The organism is Nostoc sp. T09 (assembly GCF_002154695.1).
Classification (GTDB): domain Bacteria; phylum Cyanobacteriota; class Cyanobacteriia; order Cyanobacteriales; family Nostocaceae; genus Aulosira.
Map to the genome: position 1 here is coordinate 21,743 of NZ_MTAV01000202.1, position 21,600 is coordinate 43,342.

The 21,600-nt window shown below is 41.6% G+C and carries 22 protein-coding genes and 1 pseudogene; 13 read left to right on the top strand and 10 right to left on the bottom strand.

Annotation, left to right across the window (positions count from 1 at the left end; genetic code table 11):
* Positions 1–20 precede the first annotated feature (20 nt).
* Positions 21–659, bottom strand: a complete 639-nt coding sequence (locus BV372_RS31210) for a Uma2 family endonuclease (protein WP_086690850.1) — start codon at positions 657–659, stop codon at positions 21–23.
* A 125-nt stretch (positions 660–784) separates the two neighbouring features.
* Positions 785–2,473, bottom strand: a complete 1,689-nt coding sequence (locus tag BV372_RS31215; protein WP_086690852.1) for an NAD(P)H-quinone oxidoreductase subunit 4 — start codon at positions 2,471–2,473, stop codon at positions 785–787.
* A 231-nt stretch (positions 2,474–2,704) separates the two neighbouring features.
* Here BV372_RS31215 and BV372_RS31220 point away from each other — a divergent pair, with 231 nt between their 5' ends.
* Positions 2,705–3,202 carry a thiol-disulfide oxidoreductase DCC family protein gene (locus BV372_RS31220; protein ID WP_086690854.1) on the top strand — a complete coding sequence of 166 codons (498 nt, stop codon included), beginning with the start codon at positions 2,705–2,707 and terminating at the stop codon, positions 3,200–3,202.
* 114 nt (positions 3,203–3,316) lie between these two features.
* Here the strand turns inward: BV372_RS31220 and BV372_RS31225 are convergent, their stop codons facing one another.
* A complete protein-coding gene (locus BV372_RS31225; protein WP_086690856.1) occupies positions 3,317–3,700 on the bottom strand; it encodes a hypothetical protein in 384 nt (127 codons plus the stop codon).
* A 169-nt stretch (positions 3,701–3,869) separates the two neighbouring features.
* On the opposite strand from BV372_RS31225, the gene BV372_RS31230 reads away from it, so the two are divergent.
* On the top strand, positions 3,870–4,361 hold the full coding sequence (locus BV372_RS31230) for a hypothetical protein (protein WP_086690859.1): 492 nt from the start codon (positions 3,870–3,872) through the stop codon (positions 4,359–4,361).
* 8 nt (positions 4,362–4,369) lie between these two features.
* Here the strand turns inward: BV372_RS31230 and BV372_RS31235 are convergent, their stop codons facing one another.
* The 3 genes from BV372_RS31235 to BV372_RS31245 form a co-directional block, all read right to left on the bottom strand.
* On the bottom strand, positions 4,370–6,124 hold the full coding sequence (locus BV372_RS31235; RefSeq protein WP_086690860.1) for an RluA family pseudouridine synthase: 1,755 nt from the start codon (positions 6,122–6,124) through the stop codon (positions 4,370–4,372).
* A gap of 70 nt (positions 6,125–6,194) precedes the next feature.
* The gene (locus BV372_RS31240; protein WP_086690862.1) at positions 6,195–6,746 is read right to left on the bottom strand and encodes a Uma2 family endonuclease; all 552 of its coding nucleotides are present in this window, start codon (positions 6,744–6,746) and stop codon (positions 6,195–6,197) included.
* 42 nt (positions 6,747–6,788) lie between these two features.
* Positions 6,789–7,436, bottom strand: coding sequence for a class I SAM-dependent methyltransferase (locus tag BV372_RS31245; protein ID WP_086690864.1), 648 nt, complete (start codon positions 7,434–7,436; stop codon positions 6,789–6,791).
* A gap of 356 nt (positions 7,437–7,792) precedes the next feature.
* Between BV372_RS31245 and BV372_RS31250 the strand changes: the two genes are divergently transcribed.
* Positions 7,793–8,806 (top strand): hypothetical protein, encoded by a 1,014-nt coding sequence (locus BV372_RS31250; protein ID WP_179198297.1) that lies wholly within the window; start codon positions 7,793–7,795, stop codon positions 8,804–8,806.
* Between the two features lie 33 nt (positions 8,807–8,839).
* Positions 8,840–10,381 carry a CHAT domain-containing protein gene (locus BV372_RS31255; RefSeq protein ID WP_086690865.1) on the top strand — a complete coding sequence of 514 codons (1,542 nt, stop codon included), beginning with the start codon at positions 8,840–8,842 and terminating at the stop codon, positions 10,379–10,381.
* A 469-nt stretch (positions 10,382–10,850) separates the two neighbouring features.
* On the opposite strand, the gene aroH is transcribed toward BV372_RS31255, so the two are convergent.
* From aroH to BV372_RS31270, 3 genes are all read right to left on the bottom strand, one after another.
* Positions 10,851–11,264: a chorismate mutase gene (aroH, locus tag BV372_RS31260; RefSeq protein WP_086690867.1), complete on the bottom strand. Its 414-nt coding sequence runs from the start codon at positions 11,262–11,264 to the stop codon at positions 10,851–10,853.
* 85 nt (positions 11,265–11,349) lie between these two features.
* Positions 11,350–12,171 carry a signal peptide peptidase SppA gene (gene sppA, locus BV372_RS31265; protein WP_086690869.1) on the bottom strand — a complete coding sequence of 274 codons (822 nt, stop codon included), beginning with the start codon at positions 12,169–12,171 and terminating at the stop codon, positions 11,350–11,352.
* A gap of 469 nt (positions 12,172–12,640) precedes the next feature.
* Positions 12,641–12,937 carry a hypothetical protein gene (locus tag BV372_RS31270; RefSeq protein ID WP_086690871.1) on the bottom strand — a complete coding sequence of 99 codons (297 nt, stop codon included), beginning with the start codon at positions 12,935–12,937 and terminating at the stop codon, positions 12,641–12,643.
* Positions 12,938–13,360: 423 nt separating this feature from the next.
* On the opposite strand from BV372_RS31270, the gene BV372_RS31275 reads away from it, so the two are divergent.
* The 6 genes from BV372_RS31275 to BV372_RS31300 all read left to right on the top strand — a co-directional run bounded on the left by BV372_RS31275 (position 13,361) and on the right by BV372_RS31300 (position 17,995).
* Entirely contained in the window at positions 13,361–14,158 is a 798-nt protein-coding gene (locus tag BV372_RS31275) for an MlaE family lipid ABC transporter permease subunit (RefSeq protein WP_086690873.1), read from the top strand.
* A gap of 80 nt (positions 14,159–14,238) precedes the next feature.
* Positions 14,239–14,655: a DUF3119 family protein gene (locus BV372_RS31280; RefSeq protein WP_086690875.1), complete on the top strand. Its 417-nt coding sequence runs from the start codon at positions 14,239–14,241 to the stop codon at positions 14,653–14,655.
* Positions 14,656–14,775: 120 nt separating this feature from the next.
* Positions 14,776–16,071, top strand: coding sequence for a DUF3086 domain-containing protein (locus BV372_RS31285; protein ID WP_086690877.1), 1,296 nt, complete (start codon positions 14,776–14,778; stop codon positions 16,069–16,071).
* A gap of 105 nt (positions 16,072–16,176) precedes the next feature.
* Positions 16,177–16,857 carry a glycerol-3-phosphate 1-O-acyltransferase PlsY gene (gene plsY / locus BV372_RS31290; RefSeq protein WP_086690879.1) on the top strand — a complete coding sequence of 227 codons (681 nt, stop codon included), beginning with the start codon at positions 16,177–16,179 and terminating at the stop codon, positions 16,855–16,857.
* Positions 16,858–16,914: 57 nt separating this feature from the next.
* The gene (locus tag BV372_RS31295; protein ID WP_086690881.1) at positions 16,915–17,382 is read left to right on the top strand and encodes a DUF4189 domain-containing protein; all 468 of its coding nucleotides are present in this window, start codon (positions 16,915–16,917) and stop codon (positions 17,380–17,382) included.
* A 49-nt stretch (positions 17,383–17,431) separates the two neighbouring features.
* Positions 17,432–17,995 carry a Uma2 family endonuclease gene (locus BV372_RS31300; protein ID WP_086690883.1) on the top strand — a complete coding sequence of 188 codons (564 nt, stop codon included), beginning with the start codon at positions 17,432–17,434 and terminating at the stop codon, positions 17,993–17,995.
* Positions 17,996–18,130: 135 nt separating this feature from the next.
* On the opposite strand, the gene BV372_RS31305 is transcribed toward BV372_RS31300, so the two are convergent.
* A complete protein-coding gene (locus tag BV372_RS31305; RefSeq protein ID WP_218776792.1) occupies positions 18,131–18,412 on the bottom strand; it encodes a hypothetical protein in 282 nt (93 codons plus the stop codon).
* A 109-nt stretch (positions 18,413–18,521) separates the two neighbouring features.
* Between BV372_RS31305 and der the strand changes: the two genes are divergently transcribed.
* From der to BV372_RS31320, 3 genes and pseudogenes are all read left to right on the top strand, one after another.
* Complete coding sequence (der, locus tag BV372_RS31310) at positions 18,522–19,883, top strand: ribosome biogenesis GTPase Der (RefSeq protein WP_086690885.1); 1,362 nt, start codon at positions 18,522–18,524, stop codon at positions 19,881–19,883.
* A gap of 171 nt (positions 19,884–20,054) precedes the next feature.
* On the top strand, positions 20,055–20,981 hold the full coding sequence (locus BV372_RS31315) for an energy-coupling factor transporter transmembrane protein EcfT (protein WP_086690886.1): 927 nt from the start codon (positions 20,055–20,057) through the stop codon (positions 20,979–20,981).
* Between the two features lie 30 nt (positions 20,982–21,011).
* Positions 21,012–21,600 (top strand): annotated as a pseudogene (locus BV372_RS31320) (aminodeoxychorismate synthase component I); the annotation flags it as partial.

Here is a 21,600-nt window from a genome sequence, read left to right on the forward strand (position 1 = left end):
AGAATTTCTGGGGGAATTTTTTATGACTGGCGAAATTGAATTTTCAGGTCGCGTAACATTTTACTTGTTCCTTGGTCAATCGCTTTTTGCACCATTTGAGGAATTAGTTCAATTAAAGATAAGTCGGGAAAGATTAGACTGACTGATGTTTCCACGTAGCCTTCATCAGAGAGAAGATATATTTTTAACTGTTTGTTGCGGTAAATCCAAACTTCGGGAACACCCATTGCTTCGTAGGCATCAAGGGTGGTTTTAGAGGTAACATCAGATTCTATAGCTAAATCTGGGGGTGGATACTCTTTTAAATTCAAGTTCGTACACCCTTGCACTCGGTCAGCATTTTGGATGTAAAAGCAGGTATCTGGTTCAATGCCAGCAATTTCTGGACGTTTTAGGGTGGTTGAGCCAAAATCTTCCCAATCTCGTCCTTGAATGTCTAACATGGCTTTGACGATATCGGCAATAATCCGGTGAGGACGTTCATGTAATGCTAGCGGGGACATGATTTCTAAAGTTCCTCGGTAGTAAGTGAAGCGACTACTGCGCTTTTCTCCTAAGTCGGTAAGAATTTGCTCAAAGTCCTGCCAGGATAGGTTAGAGATAATAATCTGGCTACCGGGGGTGAGTTCAATGGCTTGAATGGGAATGGTTACGCTCATCTTTTTACCTCCGTTGACTTCAGCGCTTTTTATTTCATACTGACACGCGACTCACTAATAAAAAACGATCGCCCCAAAAAAAGAGCGATCGCTTAATTTTCAACAGATAATAGAGGTCGAAAAGCTTACTTTATTGTTGCCAAAACTGGTGCCACCTCAGCCTCTGCAATCTTAGGCGCTAAGAATCCACTGGCATAAATATGGGGATTTGCTTGCGAGATGACGGTATATGATTGGCGAACCTGAGCATTCACTGCCACAGTCTTCACATCGTACATCTGCATAGCTACTTTGGGGTAGAAGCCGATGCCGATAATCAGCACGATAAAACAGGCAGCAATAAATACTTCCCGCGGACTAGCATCTCTATATACTGCTTCGGTGGGTACGACGCAATCTGTACCAAAACAAACTGCTTCTTCAGCTTCTTGATACTTCCAGCTTGCATCTACAAGGTCACAGTTAGGTGCTTTACCAGTACCGTAAAATACTTGTCGCAGCATGGAAAGTAAATAGATTGGTGTAAGAATGACTCCTACAGCAGCGAGGAAAACTGTGACTATGCAGAAAGTTGAACTGTAAACATCACTAGTTGTCAAACCAACGAAGACTGAAAGTTCGCCAGCAAAGCCACTCATACCAGGGAGAGCCAGCGAAGCCATTGCACCTATTGTAAACAGAGCAAATACTTTGGGCATTGCTTGACCAATACCACCCATATTTTCCATTGCCATTGTATGGGTACGGTCATAAGTCACCCCTGCCAAGAAGAACAGCACCGATGCAATCAGACCGTGGGAAATCATCTGTAACATTGCGCCGTTGATTCCCAAATCGGTGAAGGACGCAATCCCCAGCAGTACAAATCCCATGTGGGAAATTGACGAATACGCCAAGCGACGCTTCATGTTCGTCTGGGCAAAAGAGTTCAATGCACCATAAATAATGTTGACAACACCCAGAATGGCTAAAACAGGTGCGAAATAAACGTGTGCGTCAGGTAAAAGTTCAAGGTTTAGGCGGATTAGCCCGTAACCGCCCATTTTCAGGAGCACACCCGCCAAAATCATCGATACGGGAGCAGATGCTTCACCGTGGGCATCTGGCAACCAAGTGTGTAAGGGGAAAATAGCAAGCTTGACACCAAAGGCAATTAGCAATCCTGCATATAGCAGCAGTTCTAAACCAAGGGGGTACTCTTTCATCCCCAAAGCGACCATATCAAATGTTATGTTGCCACCTCCATAAAGCGCCATTGCCAAGGCTGCCACGAGAATAAATATAGAAGCGGCTGCTGTATATAACAAGAATTTTGTGGCTGCGTAGCGACGCTTTTGTCCGCCCCAAATGCAGACGAGGAGGTAAACAGGAATCAGCTCGACTTCCCACATGATGAAAAACAGCAGCAAGTCTTTGGCCACAAAAACCCCTATCTGTGCTGAATACAGCACGAGCATTAAAAAGTAGAATAGCCGGGGTCTGCGGTCAACTTGCCATGCGGAAAACATCGAGAGTGTCGTTACAAATCCTGCCAGCAGCACAAGTGGGGCTGATAGCCCATCGACCGATAATGCCCAGCTTAAACCTAACTGAGGCACCCAGGCATAATTATCCACGAGTTGAAAACTAGCACTGCTTGCATCGTAATGCTTCCAAAAGGCGTAGCACATCAAAATAAAATCTGCGATACCTACACCTAGGGCATACCACCGCACGCGCTTGCCATCTTTATCAGGCAGCACAGGGATGAGCAGGGAAGCAACCAGTGGCAGTAGAACAATCGCGGTAAGCCAAGGAAATCGATCCGCTATCATGTCAATGAGAATAAATACTTATCTGTGAATAAAGCTATTCTACTAGAGTTTGTAAACAATTGTGAATAAGTATTTACTTCAGTAGACATAGAAAAATCTATATCTTTAGGGCTATGTGAAAGTACATATAAAATGCGTATCTCAGAAAAAAATATTTAAATTGAAACATTTGTTTATATATCTTAAATTTTCTACAATGTTAAGTACCAGAAACTTAATTAACAATCATTTATGTCTTTATCAAATTCACAATCCTATAGTTCCGATAAAGTGCTAACTCCACCTGTATCTACTGCACCTGTATGGAAAATCGAGCTGTTGTATGACAGTGAATGTCCTTTGTGTATGCGCGAGGTCAATTTTCTGCAAAAACGAGATGCAGGTCGAGGGTTGGTAAAATTTGTCGATATTGCAGACGATGACTATAACCCCGAAGCACATGGCGGAGTAGACTTTGAAACAGCAATGGGGCGCATCCATGCAGTTTTACCAAATGGAACAGTGGTACAAAATGTTGAGGTGTTTCGGCGCGTTTACGAAATTCTGGGAATGGGTTGGGTTTATGCCATAACCCAGTTACCTATTATTGGTGCGATCGCAGATTTTCTCTATGGAGTTTGGGCAAAATGGCGACTCGCGATCACAGGACGACCGAAGTTAGAAGATATTGTAGCTCAGCGTCAAGAGCGACTGGCTTGTAATACTGAGGGGCGTTGTCGGATAGATTAATAGAACCACGGATAGACACAGATAAATGTGGAACTTGATAAGTTTGTGGGTTTTGTGATCGCTCTCAGAAACCCACTAGTACTGTTAGGCGGAAGTCAAAATTCTTATTCTGTACTAGTTACCGTGAGACTTACGCCAATTATCAAGACGTTCGAGAAGCTCGAAGATAGTTGCTCTTACATTCTCCGATTGATCAATCGGAACTTTATACTCATCAAATATATACTCGTCAGCCTCATTGAAGTGGCTTAAGTGAAATGTGAACCAGTTCCATTTTGGATATATAGCAATCCTCGGCAGTTTACTGTTGTCACGCCAATTATCAGATAGATTGATCACGAGAGTTCCACATGACAGCACTGGGAAGAATAACTCTGAATACTTAGATTCAATGATTTCGTCAACTAACCAAAGCATTTTGTCAAATGATGGTGGTTGCTTCCTACTAGAATCCTCTTCATAGTAGTATTTAACGCTGTACCAATCTTTTTTTGACATAATATTTTTATCCCATACAAAAATATTTTATAAGGATAATTTTAGTAAATACAAAATTTTATATAGCTTTCCGGTACTGCAATCGGATATTATCTGAATTATCCAAAACCTTATAGGAACTACCTAAAATTTTACTCCGTCACAATAGATTGAATTAGGAGTAAAATATATGTTCTGTTGGTTAAAACCTATTGCTTGGAGTTTAACAGGTTTAAGTTTATTTACTGTCAACATAGAAATACTATCAAAACCCGTTGCTGCTGGTGAACCAATTATTGATAAGAACTGTCAGTTTCATGAGAGAACACAAGAAATTTTTAAGAAAATACCACCACAGAGCCAAGGAACAGTATTTTTGACATCTGGCTTTGAGGTTGATAATCAAAAATACATTTTACAAGTACTAAAATTTCCCAATTCTAGAGGTGTTTTTTGTCTTTGGCGAACTAATTCACGAATACCGCAAAGATTAACACAAGCTCAACTTATTCAAGATAAGCTAATTGAAAAAGTTGAAAAGGACTCTTCTCAAAAAGCTACTTATATAGTGACAATACGAGGAGATAAAAATCAAAATATTTTAAGAACTTATTATCGATTAAGACTGACCAATCCCAATCGGCCAGAAGTGACACCAATGGTCGTAGTATACAAACGTTAGCAACATCTTCAAAATGGCGTCTTTGCCCATATTTGCAGGGTTTCTCCCAAGTGCGGATGCAGGAAGCGAAGTTGCCTCGCGTGCAAATATAAGCGACTGGCAACTGCACTATAACCATAAAGGCGATCGCCCAAAATAGCTACCCCTAGACCTTGCACATCAGCAGCATGAACTCTTAACTGATGAGTGCGTCCTGTTAGCGGTGTAAACTCAACACGAGTATAGTTTCCCTCTATGACTAGGACTTGAAAATGGGTGATGCTGGGTTTACCATAGCGGCAATCAACTTGCTGATAGGGGCGGTTATCGGGATTTCCCCAAAGTGGCAATTCAATTAGACCTTGATCGGCGGTTACAATCCCAGAAAGTAGGGCTTCATAAACTTTGTGAACTTGCTGTTGTTGAAATTGTAGACTCAGTTGGCGATAGGTTTGGCGATCGCGTGCCAACAGCAAAATTCCAGAAGTGTCTTGATCTAGCCGATGCACGGCATTGAGTGACATACCCTCCGGTAATAAATTCCGCAAACGACTAAGAACGCTGTCTTGGGTATCAAAATAACGACCGGGAACGGATAATAATCCTGGGGGTTTGTTAATGGCAATCAACCATTTGTCTTCGTAAATAATCGATAGTGTTTCTGCTTTTTCTTGTTCAAAAAGCAATATGATATTCGTTGAATTGCTCATATTAAAACTTGCGCTTTTGCTCCCCTCCTCGCTTGCGGGGAGGGGTTGGGGGTGGGGTTCTGCGTTGTGATTAATTAAATTAATTTCTGAGAACCCTGACAGCAAAAACCCCATCAATGGCTGACAGCGTTCTGCACAAGCACCGTAAAATCTTCCGGGAATTTTATCGGCGGTGGCAGATCCCCACCAAAACTCTGCCATTGCTAATGGTTTTAAATGATGTGTTGCCGCATATTGCAACAGTTTGGGGGCGCAACAGTCACCTGTGCCTGTGGGTAAGCCTTTTGGCATCAATTGTTGTAGCGATCGCGATTTTCCGAAAAAATTGATCAGGGTGTAAGCCGCGTGCATCTGCGCTTGCAGTTGGCGAGAAAGTTGTTTACGTTGTTGTTTCAGTTCCTGCATCCGCCTATCTGCTGCTGCAATTACTTGCTTAAGCGGCTGCAACACTTCATTTTGTTGGCGTTTAAGTTGGCGTTGTTCGATTCCCTGCTGGCGGCTTGCTTCATCAAGTTGTTCAAGAGCAATAGTAAGTGCTTCACCTGTGAGTATCGTGCAGATTTGCTGACGTTTTTCTTGACGTTGATGTTTGCAATTACGATGGCGATCGCGCGTTGCTTGCAATTGCTGTTCAAATTCACGAGATAGAGTTTCGTATTGTTGTCTTTGGGGAAGTTTGTTCAAGGTAATTAATTCTTGCTTGATAGCTTCCAATTCCGCCAAAGTTCTAGCTTCGTCTAAAGCAACTTCCTCTCGTCCCGGAATGGGCGGAACCCAACCCTCAACTACATTGCAACCATTCAACAAACCGGAGAAAGCTTTGATAACTCGCTGTTCACCAGTAGGTAGTTCAACTAGCAATACTCCATACATCTTGCCTTCTTGAGAATAAAGCTCATCGCTGGCAAGTTTTTGCATTAAACTTTGAGCGATCGCTTCTACTACAGGAGTGCGTGGTAGTCTCAGCAAATTACCGCTTTGAGGACAATACCCTTCATAGTAATAGTTCGGGGCTGTGTTGTTGAGTGTACAATTCCAGTCAAGAAAATCTGAAAGCGGATGAAGAACATCCATAAAATATCTGGTGAAAAATTTAGCTACTTACACATATTCATTACCTTAATCTCAAAACGGAATGTGAGATTTAAGTACTGACAATCAAATTTACTGCAACAGCTATATCTGGAAATGATATTGGATACATAGTTCCGTCTGTGAGTGTAGATTTAGAAGCGTACTCACCATCTTGCGGCTCTCGAAATACTACAAGCTGCCTTTTTTTGAGGTTCACCACCCAGTATTCAGGGATTTCAGCTTCAGCATAGATTTTAGTTTTAATCTCAAAATCTTTGTCTAAGCTGGAATCGGAGTATTCAATCAACCAGAAAATATTTTCAGGATAAGGATGATGATTTAAGTATTCACGCCCCAAGCGTTGCACAATGGCAATATCTGGTTCTGGTTCAGAGTTATTAGAAAGTGTAATCGGTTTTGCTGGACGAATTGTAGCTCGTTCGCCCAATAAGCGAGTAAGATATTCCCCTGCTTCACTACTAAAATAGGCGTGGGGTTCGCCTTCGGGTGACATCTCTACAATCTCTCCCTTCAATAGTTCCACACGCCGATCATCCAAGATCCCGGCTGCAATCATGCGGTGGTAATCATCTATTGTCCACTTAGCTGTAGTTACAACCATCGCGATCGCTTTTTTATCGCTCTCATCATTTCACATCCTAACTCAAACATTAATTGAGTTAGGTTTTACGCCAATTAACAGTGCAAGTTCTAGCCACTTCCAATAACAATCTACATCAATGAAGCCAATATTTCGCAGCCAACTCAGCTGTGTTTCTACGTCTAAAAGTTTATTGGATGGGTCGTCATTTTCTGGTGCAATACCGAGTTTTTGTAAAAAATGCTCGTGCAATGCTGGTGTGGGTGAGGCAACATGCTCTAAATTGCAAAAAATACCACCTGGTTCCAATATTTGAAAAATTTCTGTGTATAGGGAAAGTTTGCGATCGTGGGTGAGGTGGTGAATAGCAAAGCTGGAAACTACTGCGTCAAAAAAACCTAATTCTAGCAGAGGTTGATCTAAGTTGTGAGCAATTACTTGCACTGTCGTATCACCAGCAAACCGCGTTTTTACCGCCTCTAACATAGTTGCAGAAAAATCAATGGCTATGCTTTGCACTTGGGGACGGTCAAGCTTGAGTAGTGCTAGTAAACGACCATCACCAGTACCTAAATCCAGAATGCGCTTTACAGTCTTTGGGACTTGTTCTAGTAAGACTGCTTCACCTTCAGTACGGTGGGGTATAGAGTCTGCCTGAGCTAGATATTTCAAGGCATGGTCAGCAGAAGTCCAGAGGTTAATTTGATTCATCCAAGAACAGTTCTTGCAGCAATTGTACTTTTCTAGCTTGACAGGAAACGTAATTTTAGAACATCACCCAACAAGGCTAAATGACTAATTCATTCCCACCACTAACTTGAGTTTTGCGTTAAGCGTAGGCGCTTCGCGTCTTGTCGCCAGACATCGCTGCCTAGTTTCTTTTTATGTGCAAGTAAACCTCAAGTGTAAAGACTTATAAAATATTTAGTTATTTACTAGATAGTAAATATTCAATTAAATATTAAATTTTGCATATATCAAATTGTTACAAGCATCGAATTCTTCACCTTTTAAACGGTAGGTAATGCTATTATCGCGAACACAATTATTAATTAAATAGGATAAATATGGTTTACTTTTTAGGAGAATATCCCATTATCCAAACGGATAGTACTAATTTCTCTAATGGAATTATTTATGCAGATGAATTTGTTACTGATGAGTCTTCAGGCTCAAAGGATTTAAAAGCATTTAATACTACAGAACAACTTAGTAGAGAGTCTGTAAATCCTACAATTTCTCCTCCCACAATGATAGAGATATCGCCTTTTTCCGTAGCTCAGGATACTGGAATCACAAGCGATCAAACATCAAAGCCAGTTGGACAACAACCTTTACAAATAGAACCAGCCTACCCAGAACAAAAGCCGTTTCAACCACAAAGAATACCCGCAGTCTTTAGGAAAAAGCGGTCGAGTTCGGTTCCATCTCCTGGTATTACTATCCAAACGCCATCTGGTTATGGTAAATCTTGGGGCAGTGCTTCTGTAGGCTTGGGGCTACAATCTCGAACTCGCTTTACTGACACAGCCGATGGAGTGATCGGGTTTGGTATTGGTTTAGGTGATGCTCAAAAGTCAGTTGGTTTAGATGTAAGTTTAGGCATTGTGGATCTAGATAATCTCCAGGATGGTACGCTAAGCTTTAAACTACATCGCAGACTTCCAGATGATTTTGCTGTAGCTTTCGGTGTGAAGAATTTTGTGACTTTTGGTGAGACTGACGGTGGTACAAGTGCTTACGGTGTAGTTACAAAAATGTTTCGCCTACAAGATAGTGATAGCAAATCTTTTAGTCGCCTTTACGTTTCTGCTGGTATCGGTGGCGGTCAGTTTCGTTCAGAATCAGATATTAGAAATAAAGTTGATTCTATCGGTGTTTTTGGTAGTTTAGCTTTACGAGTCGCTCAACCAGTGAATGCGATCGCAGAATGGACTGGACAAGATTTAACTCTAGGATTATCTATCACACCATTTAAGAAAACTCCTTTAGTCATCACGCCAGCTGTTACTGATATTACTGGCAATGCGGGTGATGGTAGCCGCTTTATCTTTGGTATTGGTTATGGCATTTCTTTTTAATTTATATCTATCTCAACATGGGGAATCTATTTTATGAAATTACCTCGTTCATTTTTGGTAATTGTATTATCAGTGGCTTTGGTTTTAATTTTTTTTAAATCTGTTTATGCGCAATCAGCAAATCAATCAGATAATGGTGGTTCTGATCCTCAAGAAATTGTAAATCCTTCGGATGTAACTGGTCCCGATCCGCAAGAGGGTGTAACAAATAATGATAATACTACAGGGGGCACTAACGTTGAAATAGATCGTACTGCATTTGATAAGAGTTTTGAATCAGCACCAGTTGAGCAAGCTGTTGAGCAATTTGAAGAGTTACAAGCAGTAGAAATTGGGGAAAGATTTGGTACATCCTTCTTTGGAGAAATTGCTTCAACTTCAGATATTGCCCAAACTTTAAAAAATCTTTGTCAGCAAACTGGGCAAAATGCTGCTCTTCTTTATGTAGCTTCTTTAAAAGACAAACTGAACCTCATTCTCATCCTTCCTAGTGGAGCGCAACAAAGCCCTTCTAGCAATTCTAAATGTCTCAACAGTGCATCGGATAACATTCAACCTATACGCAAAGATATCCTAGAAGCAAAACACAGCACTGTCCAAAAAGTTGCCCAAGAATTTCGCTCGAAAATTACTAATTACAGAAATGAGAAAAATAATTATCTTGTGGCTTCTCAAAAACTTTATCAATGGATAGTTACTCCTTTTGAACCTGCTTTACAAGCTAACAAAATCAACACTTTAATTTTCTCAATGGATAGCGGTTTGCGATCTATTCCTATTGCTGCTTTACATGATGGCAAACAGTTCATCATTGAAAAATATGGTGTTGCACTTATACCTAGTTTCAGCCTCACAGATACTCGTTATGCCCCGATTGCTAAATCTGAAGTCTTGGCAATGGGAGTCTCAGAAAGTACAGAAGACCAAGTACCGTTACCATTTGCAGGTGTAGAAGTAAATACGTTAACTAGCAAAATTTGGCCAGGTCAGGCTCAGGCATTGTTGAACAAAGCATCTACAATAGAAAATCTCAAATCTGTCAGCAGCAAACAACGTTTTGGAATTATTCATCTAGCAACTCATGGACAATTTAATCCTGGAGAACTGACTAAGTCTTATATTCAGCTATGGAATGAAAAAATTCGTTTAAATCAGCTAAGAACTTTATCTCAGGAATTAAAATGGAGTGCCAATCCTAAAGTAGAAATGTTAGTTTTGAGTGCTTGTACAACTGCTTTAGGTAACAACGAGGCAGAATTAGGATTTGCTGGTTTAGCTGTGCAAGCAGGGGTAAAAACAGCACTTGGTAGCCTCTGGTATGTCAGCGATGAAGGCTCTTTAGCACTAATGACTAAATTTTATAATGACTTAAAGACTACTTCCTTGCGATCGCTGGCACTTAGACAGGCTCAATTAGGAATGCTCAAAGGAGAAGTTCGGATACAAAATGGCAATTTACGCCTTTCGGAAAACAATCTTGTGCCGCTACCTCCAGAATTAGATGTAGCAGAAAATATAAATCTATCTCATCCTTATTTTTGGTCGGCCTTTACTGTAATTGGTAACTGGAACTAGCTGCATAGATTAGACCTGCCTTGAAAATAAAACTCTTGCAAAAATATATTTTTGCAAGAGGGGGGAAAGGGAAAAGGTTAAAGGGAAAGGGTTTTGAGTTCCTTTCCCCTTTTCCCCTTTCCCTTTTACCGACTTCTGCAAGAAGTCTATTGTCTAGGAACTTTGAACTGTAACGATCAGATTCCCGACTCTTTCAAAAAGTCGGGAATCTTGCAGTACCTCATAAAAGAATAAAAGCTTTGGTTGATGAATTCAAAACTTCTTTTGTTATTTAAATCAGTCGTTTTAAATTAAAGCTGTTTTAAAAGTGCTGAGTGGTAAATTATGAAATGGAATTGAAGATAATTAAAAATCTTTGTCTTTCCATGTATCACTAACTACTATCTTCAGTCTTTTATCTTTTTATTTCTAATTTCAGTCCCTGGGTTTTTAGCGTAGATTATTTTATCGACTAATTTACGCACATATTTTAGACTTTTGACTCTACTACTTGCGGCGATCCTGGTAAAGGCTGGGGTAAACTCCAGTCAGGACGCAGGTTGGCAGCATTACGTAAATATGTATGGTAAATTGGTGCGGAGGTTGGCAGGTAGACGTGGATTAAGAAGCGGATACAGCGCTGTAAACTACCCTCTACATGCATTTGCTGCACATCTAACATTGCTACACCATCCCAAGCAGGACGAGTTCTGGCGATCGCAGCTGGAAAAATAGCATCCAAATCCCGTGTTACCGAGAATGTAACACTAATAATATCCTTTGGCTGGAGATGATTCCGTTTTTCCAGTTCATCTAGTAGTTCTGTTACCGCTTCTCGAATCGCCTCAGTTGTGTTTTCTGAAACGGTTGTTGCTCCACGAATAGCCCGCATTTGCCACTCCACGCCCAATCCTCCTTAAATTAGCTCAACTGTGATTTCTCACTTTCTAGTTTTTACCACTGTTGATTTACCTCTGACTATTGATTATTTATGGTCGATATAACCACAGGGGTAATCCACTGGTAGACATTTCAAATTCCAGCCAGTCAATACCAGCCCCAATTCCTGATGAAACCTGACGATTTCCTGGTAAAAATCGACTTAACAAGGGTTTACGTTCTTCTAGGGTGAAGCATGGTGTTTTTTCAGGATCGAGTCCGGCTAGTTCTGCTGTCCAGCGCCGCGCATCTTCTTCTGTTCCCAGACGATCTATCACTCCTAACTCTAAGGCTTGCTGACCAGTAAAAATTCGACCATCTGCAAAACTTTTCACAGTATCTACCGCTAAAGAACGGGCTTCAGCAACTGTTTGCACAAACTGCTGATAACTTATGTCAATCAACTCTTGCAGAATGTTTTGTTCTGGTTCCGTCAGTTCTCGGTCGAATGCCAAAATATCTTTGTAAGGGCCAGATTTAATTACCTTAAAGGAAATTCCGATTTTATCCAGCAAACGTTCTAAGTTATTCCCCCGAAGAATTACACCAATACTGCCCGTAATTGTACCTGGGTTTGCCATGATGTGTTCAGCTCCCATGCCAATGTAGACACCTCCAGAAGCCGAAATATTGCCAAAGCTGGCAACAATTTTCATTTTATCCCGTAGACGTTTCAGGGCGCTGTAAATTTCTTGAGAATCCCCCACTGTACCGCCAGGACTATCGATTCGTAGCAGTAATGCTGGAAACTTTTTTTCCTCTACTGTTTTTAGTGCTTCTAGCACACGTTTGCGAGTACCGGTGGATATTGCACCAGTAATTTCAATCCGAGCAATTTGTTTACTAAACCTGGGCTTAAAGGGCCAAACCATATGCGCTCATAAAACCTCGTAATAAACTCAATATAAGATCTCAAGAGGTCAGACGACCTGCTTTGTCCACACAAAAAGTGTACAGGCCTGGCGCTAGGAAGAATTTTAAGGAAATTTTTATATTGATCTGGATGTTTATTTGCTCTTTTTAACCCAATTTAGGCTGAAGCAAGACTGTAGCTTTTTGAATATCTCAATTCTTACAGGCACTGATGGTGCTTTTGGCTGTAGCAATCTATATTTTACTAGCAGAGTAAATAATACTGCTGTGCAGAACCTAAAATTATAAATACAAGAACCTAACCTCAGCAAGTTTAGGCCTGAGGACTGAGTAAGACGTAATTATTTTTAACCAATCTTAATTGATCTACTCAAATTTAATTGATCAAAATTCAGCAATGCCAATTCCTATATCTTAGTTAGAAATAGCAAGATCCTCTAATTTTGGAAGATAAATTTTTTAAGCTACTCAGGAATCAATTCGCAAAATTTGACACCGATAATAAACGTAAATATCAAACAGCGCCCCAACAAAACTACAAGTCAAACTGATTACAACTAAGCCATGCAGGGGAGTACCACTACCAAAAGTAGCAAGAAAATGTATAATTTGAGTAGCGATCGCTTCAGTTATCCCATCTAAACCGGGAATGTGTCCGACCAGAGATAGGAGGAGCAAGAAGCCACCGACTAAAAACATCGGCACAACAAAGCTGAAAATAATCGTGAGCAGCAGAGAACGGAGAAAGTTGGTGAAAATAGTCATTTAGACGACACTCCGTGGTGAAAGTGGACAATAGCCGAAACGCAATATGTCATTTTCTACAATACGTGCGATCGCTCCAGAGCAGTGAAGATGTCAAAAATCTTAAGTTTTCATTAAAAAAATCTGCTTTTGGTTACATTAGATGCTTGAAACAAAAGTAAGCTTTGTAATCGGCAAAACCTTTGCTAAATAAAGTACTGGCTCAACAGCTTTCCTGATAAATTAATATAAAGCTTGGTGGCATTAGCCTTCATTTTCTGAGAAGAGCTTTAAACTAAGTTAATGTTTCACCCAAACCAGAGGCATAGGAGCAGGGGATGAAAAGAAGAAAGAAACAACTATTGTCTATTGCCTCTTGACTCTTGACTATTGCCCATTGACTTTCGCTATTCTTAAGGCAGTTACCGAGTTAGCTACAAAACATTGAGTGAGACTACATCCAAATCCAGTTTAGGAGCATGGAGTCAGCGTTTGCTGGCGGCGATTTTCCTGGGTGGACAAGTACTAGTTCACCTACTGAGAGTCAAAATTCATTGGCGAAATACTAAAGAGCAAATGGCAGCAGTTGGGCCAGATTCTCTGTTTATTGCTCTATTGACGGCTATTTTTGTGGGCGCAGTGTTTACCATTCAAGTAGCGCGAGAATTTATTAACTTTGGGGCAGGAAATCTCGTCGGCGGCGTGCTGGCGGTAGCCTTAACAAGAGAACTCTCGCCCGTACTGACAGCAGTGATTTTGGCAGGACGAGTTGGTTCTGCTTTTGCAGCTGAAATTGGTACTATGCGGGTAACAGAACAAATTGATGCTCTGTTGATGTTAAAAACTGATCCAATTGATTACCTAGTTATTCCCCGCGTCTTAGCTTGCTGCTTAATGCTGCCAATTTTAACTCTCTTGTCTTTGGTAACAGGGATGCTGGGGGGGTTGGTAATTGCATCGAACTTATACAGCATCTCCGATACTACATTTCTAGACTCAGCCCGTAACCTGCTTGGTATCTGGGATATTTGTAGTGCCATGATTAAAGCATTTTGCTTTGGAATTTTAATTGCTGTAATTGGTTGTAGCTGGGGTCTAACGACAACAGGAGGAGCCAAAGGAGTTGGACAATCAACCACAACTGCTGTTGTCACAGCCTTGCTGATTATATTTGTGAGTAACTTTTTCCTTTCTTGGTTAATGTTTCAAGGTACTGGCAGTGCATTGCTCAAAGGCATGTAGCCCTAAAGCTACTATCAACAATCCTCGCCATAACTCTTAATTGCCCGCCTCCTAACCCCCAAAATCCTAAAATAGGAAATGTGTCTATTAACAAAGCAGGATTTGAGACTGTGACTAGTTCATTTGCACCCCACACCACATCTACGGTGGAACTCAAACCTAACTACAATATCCCTGTAGTTTTGGTAATTGCCTCTATTCCATTGCTGTTAGCTCAACCTGTGGTAGGAGGAGTTATCGGATTGTTTGGTTTATTTCTCATGTTTCAGGCAGGCACATTGCGGTTGCTATTTACTGCCACTGACTTAGATATTTACAGAGGCGAAAAACTAATTCGGCGGTTTCCTTATCAGGAGTGGCAAAATTGGCGGATCTTTTGGGATCGAATTCCTATACTGTTTTACTTTAAAGAAATCAAAAGTATTCACTTTTTGCCGATTTTATTTGACCCCAACACCCTGAAAGCCTGCCTGGAAGAACGTTGCCCACGGATTTAGCATTGATTGCTTTAGATACAGACTCAGAAAACAGTACAAACTACCCAGGACTTTTAGCACAGGTCAATTGTATATTTCTGAAAGCTATTTATTCGCGTCATAGGAATTACACTATTGTTTATGAACCCAGAGGAATCTCAAACCCCAGAATCGATTGATGAGTGGTTGGCGCAAATACAAGAACAAAATCCTAAAGTAGAAGATTCAGAACACTCATCTATTGAGTCAGAGGTAGAAACAGAAGCTCAGAGTTTATTAGATGACACGCCACAAAATGATGCAACTGTTGAATTGCCCATTCCTCATGCAGAGGAAGAAAGTTCTACAGTTGAGTCAAAAGCAGATGCAACTGCTGAGTTATTTACGCCATTAGCAGCCTTAACTGTGTCACCAAGGTCACAAATAAACTCAGAATCACAAGATAATTCCCTATACGCACAAGCAGCACAACAAGTTGCAGATTTACAAAGCGCCAAAGAAGCTCTAGAAGCAGAAATAGCCAATCTGCAAGGAACTTACAAAACTCTTCAGGCGCAAGTTGGAGAAACTCAATTGACGCTGGGACGACTCGTGCAAGAGTCGCTAACACAGTTAGAGCAACGCAAACAAGCGCTGCAAATTTCTGTAGAACAGTTAGAACGTCGCCAAGAACGCATCCGTAATGAAATGCGTACCACTTTTGCCGGCACATCCCAAGACTTGGCAATTCGGGTACAGGGTTTTAAAGATTATCTCACAGGCAGCTTACAGGATTTAGCCGCAGCAGCAGAGCAGTTACAACTAGTGCCGCCTGTCATCGAACGAGAAAAACCAGCAGTGGTGAAAGAGGTGAAGCCAGCTGAATCACAGCCAGGTATCCCACAATTTGCCCAACAGCAGTTTCAAGATACTACAAAGCAAATTCGCCGCCTAATTGACCAATATCGCAGCAAACCAGATTACTATGGTCCCGCATGGCAATTGCGCCGTACCTTTGAACCAGTGCACGCGGAAAGAGTTGCTAACTGGTTTTTCAGCCAAGGTGGAAGAGGTGCTTTGCGGACAATGGGTAGCCGCTTGCAGAATATCTTGATTTCTTCGGCAGTGATTTCTATACTCAACAAGCTGTATGGCGATCGCGTTCGCACTCTAGTATTAGCTAATACACCGGAACGTTTAGGTGAATGGCGGCGCGGCTTGCAAGACTGCCTAGGTATAGGTCGCCCAGATTTCGGTCCTGATAGAGGCGTAGTATTATTTGAGGCACCGGAAGCTTTGGCTCAGAAAGCAGATCGATTAGTAAAAGCAAATCAACTGCCTTTAATTATCATCGACGATTCTGAAGACCAAATTAGCCTAGCACTACTGCAATTTCCTCTGTGGTTAGCCTTTGCTCCTGACCCCAAAATGATGAGAAACTATGATGATGATTTTTAATTAGTTATTCGTCATTAGTCATTAGTCATTTGTCATTGGTTAAAGAATCTTGGACTATAGACTATTGACTACTGACTTTTGGCTGTTTTAACTTTTGACTTTTTTATGGCTATTTGGTTAAGTTTGTGCGGTGTAGTTTTAGTTGTAGCCTACCTACTAGGTTCTTTCCCGACTGGCTACATTGCCGTGAAGCAGTTAAAGGGTATTGATATCAGAGAAGTTGGTTCTGGTTCAACTGGAGCAACCAATGTTCTTAGAACCTTGGGTAAAGGGCCTGGGGCATTTGTGTTATTAATTGATTGCTTGAAGGGAGTATTAGCGATCGCTCTAATTTACCAGTTATTCAACTTTGTCCCAGTTCACGATTTCATCCCCCCTACAGTAGATGCTAAGCTGTGGCAACCTTGGTTAGTAACTTTAGCAGGGTTTGCAGTCGTCCTCGGACACAGCAAATCAATTTTTTTAGGCTTTAGCGGTGGTAAATCTGTCGCTACTGGTTTAGGAACTTTGTTGGCAATTAGTTGGCAGGTAGGTTTAGCAACAGCAGGTGTATTTGCCATTGTCATAGCTCTATCGCGGATTGTCTCTTTAAGCTCCATTGCAGGCGCGATCGCTGTAACAATTTTCATGGTAGTTTTCCATCAACCTTTACCTTGCATTCTGTATGCCTTTCTCGGTGGGTTGTATGTGATTTTCCGCCACCGCAGTAATATTGAACGGCTGCTTGCAGGAACTGAGCCAAGAATCGGACAGCAGGTAACGACAGAGCCAGAACAAACTGCATAATTTATGTAATGCCTACATATAGAACTGTAGTTCTTTACTAGAGTTCAATCAAAAATTATGTTGGCAAATACAATTAAAAAAAGTTTATTAGCAGTAGCTACAGCATTATCAATTTTGCCTGGGTTAGCACAAGTTGCCCAAGCTCAGTCTAAACCAGATTTATTTGGTGCGATCGCTTATTCTCCCTCTACCAGAGTTACCACGGGAGCAACAGGTTTATCACGCCAAGAAGCTGAGCGTAGCGCTATTTATAATTGTCAGCAACAATCTCAAGCCAAAGATTGCTCAGTTCCACTATGGTTTAAAAATTCTTGGGGAGCTTTAGCAGTTGGTTCTAACGGTGCTTATGGTACAGGCTGGGGATATGATACCAATCATCCTGGTCAAGGTAGGTCGATTGCTGCACGTTATGCAATTCAAACCTGCCATAATTTTGGCGGTGTCAATTGTCGAGTAATTTTCACTAGAGAAGCTAGATATCAAGTGATTGATAACGGTCCAGTCTTAATTCCAGCTAATCAGTAAGCTTATTGGTAGCTTAAAATAATAGCATCAGGTAATTGTGTGAATTTTTATGGTTAAGGCAACCACAGGAAACAAACTCACCTTAGAAGAATTTTTAGCGCTGCCAGAGGGAGATATAAACTATGAGTTTGTGGATGGTTTTGCAGTAGCCAAGGTGTCACCAAAATTTTTTCATTCAGCTTTACAAAGAGCTTTACTATTCCTAATTTATGCCTGGTCTAAAGGCAAAGGTCGCACCGTTGCGGAATGGGCAATCCTTTTAAAACGTCAAGGAAAAGATTGGGCACCTGTACCAGATTTGACTTATATTTCCTATGAACGTCTACCCAAAAGTTGGCAGCGTAATGAAGCTTGTCCTGTTCCTCCAGAGTTAGTAATTGAAATTATTTCTCCAGACCAAATGATGAAGGAATTTGAAGAAAAGGCGAAAGATTACTTTGAGGCGGGAGTGTCACGAGTTTGGGTTGTAGATCCCGAAGCAATGAGCATGAGGGTATTTTTATCTGTGGATAAACGTCAAGTTTATACAGATGATATGCCTATTATTGATGAGTTATTTCCTGGTTTGGAATTAACAGTTAGGCAGATTTTTTCAGAAGCAGAATTGATTTGATTGTGTAATATTTTTGTAGCTTACCCGCCTTGAAATAAATTCCAAGGCTAATAGCTAAAGTCCTCTCATGAAGACTAAATTAGAATTCGACTCTCCGCGTCAGTCTTAATTACAAATGTTCATTCGGACATGATATTACTTTCTAAGTGCAACCAAAGTGAATACAGCAATCTCAAGACACGCACCTAATCGCAGATGCAATCCACTCATACTTACTCCGCGATTAGTGTATTGAATCATCTCCCCTACTTGATAGCGCCGTAAATAATACTTTTCACCTAGAGGTGGTAGAATCAAAGCTTTGAAAGAATGTAGGCGCACCTGTCCACCGTGAGAATTTCCTGATAGTGGCAAATTAAAGCGCTTTGTCATAGCGCTGATATAAGCAAACTCTGGCTCATGGGCGGCTATTTCCAAATTTGGCTGACGGTTATCTTGGCGATATATAAATTAAAGAAAGACTTAAAGTAGCTAAAATGTAGAGACATGATCATGATATATTACGTCTCTACGTTACCCTGAGTTTATGGGACTGCCAATTGTTGCTATTATCGGACGCCCAAATGTGGGCAAATCCACCCTGGTTAATCGTCTCGCCGGGGCACAAACGGCGATTGTCCACGATGAACCGGGAGTGACACGCGATCGCACTTATCTGCCATCTTACTGGAGCGATCGCGAGTTTTTGGTGGTGGATACAGGTGGCTTAGTCTTTAATGATGACACCGAATTTTTACCCCTGATTCGTCAACAGGCGATGACAGCACTCACCGAAGCTAGTGCTGCTATTTTTGTTGTCGATGGTCAAACAGGCCCCACACACGCTGATGAAGAAATTGCTGAGTGGTTACGCCAACAACCTGTACCTGTCCTGTTGGCTGTAAATAAATGTGAATCCCCAGAACAAGGCTTAATCCAAGCGGCGGAATTTTGGCAATTAGGATTAGGTGAACCTTACGCCATTTCTGCAATTCATGGCGGCGGTACGGGAGAACTCCTTGATGAGTTAATTACGCACATTCCCCATGTAACCGAAGTACCGGAAACTAACGAGATCAAAGTAGCAATAATCGGACGACCAAATGTGGGTAAGTCTAGTTTATTGAATGCTTTCGTTGGGGAAGAAAGGGCGATCGTCAGTCCTATCTCAGGCACAACACGCGATGCGATTGATACAGTGGTCGAGCGGGATGGGCAAACCTATCGCTTGATTGATACCGCCGGTATTCGTAAAAAGAAAAGCATAGACTACGGCACAGAATTCTTTAGTATTAACCGTGCTTTTAAAGCGATTCGCCGCGCCGATGTGGTGTTAATGGTCATAGACGCCTTAGATGGAGTCACCGAACAAGACCAAAAATTAGCAGGGCGGATTCTTGAAGAAGGTCGCGCTTGTATAGTTGTAGTCAATAAGTGGGATGCAGTCGAAAAAGACTCTTACACAATCTACGACTACGAAAAAAATATGCAAGCACGGCTGCATTTTACCGAATGGGCAGACACTATTTTTGTTAGTGCTTTAACAGGACAGCGGGTAGAGAAAATTTTAGAATTGGTGAATCAAGCAGCTGAGTCACACAAACGCCGTGTAAGTACAGCTGTAATTAACGAAGTTCTAGAAGATGCGGTGAGTTGGCATTCTCCACCAACATCACGTGGCGGACGTCAGGGCAAAATTTATTATGGGACACAAGTTAGTACTCAACCGCCAACGATCGCTCTGTTTGTCAACGATGCCAAACGCTTTAATGAAAACTACCGCCGCTATGTTGAACGGCAATTTCGGCAACAATTAGGATTTAAAGGCACCCCGATTCGATTATTGTGGCGCAGTAAGAAAGTCCGTGATGTCGAAAGTGGTAATCTCAATCGTGCTACCCGCGTGTGATATTGCTGAGTTCTGAGTAAGGAGAAGTAGATTGTGCTAAGTCTCTAATGTCAAGGCACAATAGTCAAGAATCAGTAGGTAGAACAAAATCTTGATTTTGGAGCTGACAAAGCCTTAACTTCTTAGTTGCTCTATCGAAACTTTCTATCACTCAGCACTCAGCACTTAGAAATGGATTTACTGCGATCGCTACCACTAGGACTTTACCTAGAAGAACCTCAAACTTGGCTGCATAAAATTGATCCCAGAGTCAAGTTTGCTTGGTTGATGAGCTTTCTCACAAGTTACACTTTTGCCAGGAACGAATGGCGTTTACTATTAGTAACGCTATTAATTATTGTGACGTTAATTGCGAGAATTCCCAAAAGAGTATGGCAGCAGCAAATGGGCTGGTTGTTGATCTTGGCCTTTTTTGTCTTTGCAATTGCAGCTATCAGTCCGGATGGATTGGGGATCAATTATCAGCCACGCTTACCAGCCAACGAACAAGTTTTTAGCCCCCAAACAACTACAAATACTGCCAATATTGATCAACAAGCAGCATTTGGTAATAAAGAATATAGATACGTACTATTTCACAAAGGGCCTGTTAAAGTCAGTCGTCGTTCCTTAGATTTGGCAGTGCGGCTGAGTACGATTTTGTTTACTGTCATTTACAGCACCAACCTTTATCTGCTGACCACAGCACCAGAAGAAATTACAGCCGGGATGGAAAGCTTGATGCAACCATTGCGGCGGCTCAAGTTACCTGTTACAGAAATTGCTCTAACTTTAACTTTATCTTTGCGGTTTATACCTCTAGTCTTAGAAGAAGTACAGAATTTAATCCGATCGGTAATGACTAGGGCAATTAATTGGAAAAAGCTGGGACTCAAAGGAGCAGTTAAAGTTTGGATGATTGTAGCAGAGCGACTGTTAGAAAATCTGCTACTAAGAGCAGCACAGATGGCGAGTGCAATGATGGTGCGCGGTTTTACCAGTCCAAATGAGCATAGAGTGCCTTGGCATGACTTACGGTTAAAAAGGTGGGACTGGCTGGCTATTGGCACATTAACTCTATTTTGGGGCGTGCGGCTGGCAATTGGTACTGATGTGTGAAGATTTTGGAATAGAGATTTTGGATGAATTATGACCCAAGGTTGGTACTGGCGAGCGCTTCCTTTAGAACATCGTACTGGTTCTGAAATTTTCGCTGCTCTATTTCGCCCCACTACCCCATCTGGAATCGCTACCTTATTAGAAAGCACCTACCCAACGCCAAAAGAACATTCACAACTCAATCGTTATTCTATTTGTGCTGGTGCTCCCCGCATAGTTGATGGTGTTCCTCAAATGTGGACACCGCAGCTAGGAAAGGTTTTTCCGTTTTTGGAGGAGTTGCTGCGAAGTAGAGGAGAGGGGGGACAAGGGGGAATCATTTCTCCCTCATCTCCTCCCCACCTTCCTTTTACTGGTGGTTGGTTGGGATGGTTGGGTTACGACGTAGCGTGGGAAATTGAACAACTACCCCAAAATAAATGCGATCGCTTACCGTTTCCTGTAGCTTTTTGGTACGAACCCGATTGTTTTGCCATTTTAGATCATGCCGAACAAATTCTTTGGCTAGCTGCTAGCAATGTGAGTGGACTTGATGAGTTACAGGAAAAGTCGGAGCCAGGAAAAACAAACAACTCTCTCCCCTTGTCCCCCCCTCTCCTTGTCCCCCCTTCCTCCCGCC